Genomic DNA, 2,430 nt, shown 5'->3' with positions numbered 1-2,430 from the left:
CAAAATCAGTCATTCCGGCCAACGAGCCGGAATCTGCCCGTCATCCTGAACTTGACAAGGTGAATTGCGAAGCGAGAGAGGGTGGCCTGGGCCATTCAGGACCTATGTCAAACTTAGAGAGTAATAAAAAGTCATATCGTGACCTAATAACTCACGTCCAAGACCGCCCCGGTCACGACCTCCGTTACGCAATCGACGCAAGTAAAATCGAATGCGAACTTGGCTGGAAGCCCAAACAAACTTTCGAGATAGGGCTACGCCAAACCGTGGAATGGTATTTATCTAACAATGAGTGGGTGAAACACGTACAGGACCGTTCTTACCAACGCGAGCGCCTTGGTGTGACTTTAGGTAGTGAAACATCTCAATTTGAAAAACAAGGAACGCAAGCATGAAGGGTATTGTATTGGCCGGCGGCACAGGAACGCGCCTTCACCCAATCACCTTGGGTGTTTCTAAACAGCTCTTACCGATCTACGACAAGCCGATGATCTATTACCCCTTATCGGTACTTATGCTCGCCGGAATTCGTGAGATTCTAATTATCTCCACACCTGAAGATTTGCCCCAGTACGAACGTTTACTCGGTGACGGCTCGCAGTTTGGCATTTCGCTTGAATACGCAGTACAAGAAAACCCAGAAGGTCTTGCACAGGCCTTTCTCATTGGGGACGAATTTATCGGACAAGACTCTGTATGCTTGGTCTTGGGCGATAACGTGTTTTATGGTCCAAACTTTACACCAAAACTAATCGACGCTGTGAAAAGAGCCGAGCAACAAAACGTCGCAACCGTGTTTGGTTATCAAGTTAAAGACCCAGAGCGTTTTGGTGTAGTTGAGTTTGATGCAAATAAAAACGCAATCAGCATTGAAGAGAAACCTACAAAGCCAAAATCAAAACACGCCGTCACCGGTTTGTATTTTTACGATAGCAATGTTGTGAACATTGCCAGAGCGGTTGAGCCAAGTTCGCGTGGCGAGCTTGAAATTACCTGTGTAAACAATGCCTATCTTGAACAGAGTCAACTCTTTGTCGAAACGCTTGGTCGTGGCTTTGCCTGGCTTGATACTGGTACGCATGAAAGTATGCTCGAAGCATCACAATTTGTTGAAACAGTTGAAAAACGTCAGGGCTTTAAAATTGCCTGTCTGGAAGAAATCGCTCTGCAAAACGGCTGGCTAACTACACAAGCCATCGTCAATAAAGTAGAGCAGATGGGTAAAGGGCAGTACAGCGCTTACCTCAAAGAGCTATTAGCGGAAGCATGAGGTTTAAAGCAAAAGAATGATCCCTGTTGCAAAACCTTATTTACCTAGCCGTGAAAAAGTCGATAGTTATATCGACTCTATTTATCATACACACTGGTTGACCAATAATGGCCCGCTTGTTCAAAAGCTCACTCAGCGTTTGGCAGATCATTTAGGGCTTGATGCAAATTGTCTGGTGCTAGTAGCAAACGGCTCCCTCGCATTACATCTAGCCTACAAAGCATTAGAGCTAAAAGGTGATGTTTTAACAACGCCGTTTAGCTTTATCGCAACAGCAAGCACCCTCAAATGGGAAGGTTTAAATCCGGTGTTTGTAGATATCGATAAAGATACCTGGAACATCGATCCAAACCCTATGGAGCAAAGTATTACCCCAGATACATCAGCTATTGTACCCGTGCATGTATTCGGTAACCCTTGTGATGTAGAGGCCATCCAGTTGATTGCTGATAAGCACAATCTCAAAACCGTGTACGATGCCTCTCATTGCTTTGGCGCAACGCTCAATGGCGAATCGGTTTTAAAACAAGGTGATGCAAGCACCATAAGTTTTCATGCGACTAAGCTTTTTCATACTGTTGAGGGTGGTGCGGTTATCACCAAAACAAAAGAGCTGGCTGACAAAATCCGTACAAAAATTAACTTCGGTATTGATGGGCCCGATTCGATCGGCATGCTTGGTACCAACGCCAAAATGAGTGAGTTTCATGCCGCAGTTGGTTTGGCAGTGTTGGATGATATTGAGCGGATTCAAACTCAGCGGCAGGATATTTGGGAGCAGTATGCAGAAGCGCTAGCGCCTAAATATCAACTTCAAAAACGCCATCCAGCAGCGAACAATAATTACGCGTACTTTCCGATATTGTTAAAAGATGAACAAGTAGTAATCGATGTGGTTGCTAAATTAGCAGAAAGCGGCGTTCAAGCCCGGAGGTATTTTTATCCATCGCTGAACAGTTTGGTTATGTTTGAGGATGGTTGTGAAGCTAGTGTTTCTAGCGATATTGCTTCGCGGATTGTATGTTTGCCGATCTGGCCAGAGCTTCAATCAGCTGAGGTTAAAGAAGTTTATAAGTTAGTTGTTGGAGTAGTTGGTTCATGAAAGTGGCCATAATGCAGCCGTATTTTTACCCTTATATTGGTTACTTTCAATTGATGAA

At 44.6% G+C, this 2,430-nt stretch carries 3 protein-coding genes; all 3 read left to right on the top strand.

The window, feature by feature from the left end; genetic code table 11:
* Positions 1 to 395, top strand: a 395-nt coding sequence (locus A3762_RS13670; protein WP_197469260.1) for a GDP-mannose 4,6-dehydratase, incomplete at its 5' end; no start/stop codon positions are given.
* Positions 392 to 1,270 (top strand): glucose-1-phosphate thymidylyltransferase RfbA, encoded by an 879-nt coding sequence (rfbA, locus tag A3762_RS13665; RefSeq protein ID WP_068756115.1) that lies wholly within the window; start codon positions 392 to 394, stop codon positions 1,268 to 1,270. The genes A3762_RS13670 and rfbA, both read left to right, overlap by 4 nt.
* A 16-nt stretch (positions 1,271 to 1,286) precedes the next feature.
* Positions 1,287 to 2,372: a DegT/DnrJ/EryC1/StrS aminotransferase family protein gene (locus tag A3762_RS13660; RefSeq protein WP_068756112.1), complete on the top strand. Its 1,086-nt coding sequence runs from the start codon at positions 1,287 to 1,289 to the stop codon at positions 2,370 to 2,372.
* The last annotated feature ends 58 nt before the right edge of the window (positions 2,373 to 2,430 follow it).

The organism is Oleiphilus sp. HI0125, assembly GCF_001635355.1.
The sequence above is the reverse complement of the archived record's forward strand: the minus strand, read 5'-3'. Positions and strand labels throughout refer to the sequence as shown.

Bases quoted from the DNA above. Each gene is read 5' to 3' on its own strand.
- rfbA (WP_068756115.1), top strand. From the start codon at position 392: ATGAAGGGTATTGTATTGGCCGGCGGCACAGGAACGCGCCTTCACCCA.
- A3762_RS13660 (WP_068756112.1), top strand. From the start codon at position 1,287: ATGATCCCTGTTGCAAAACCTTATTTACCTAGCCGTGAAAAAGTCGAT.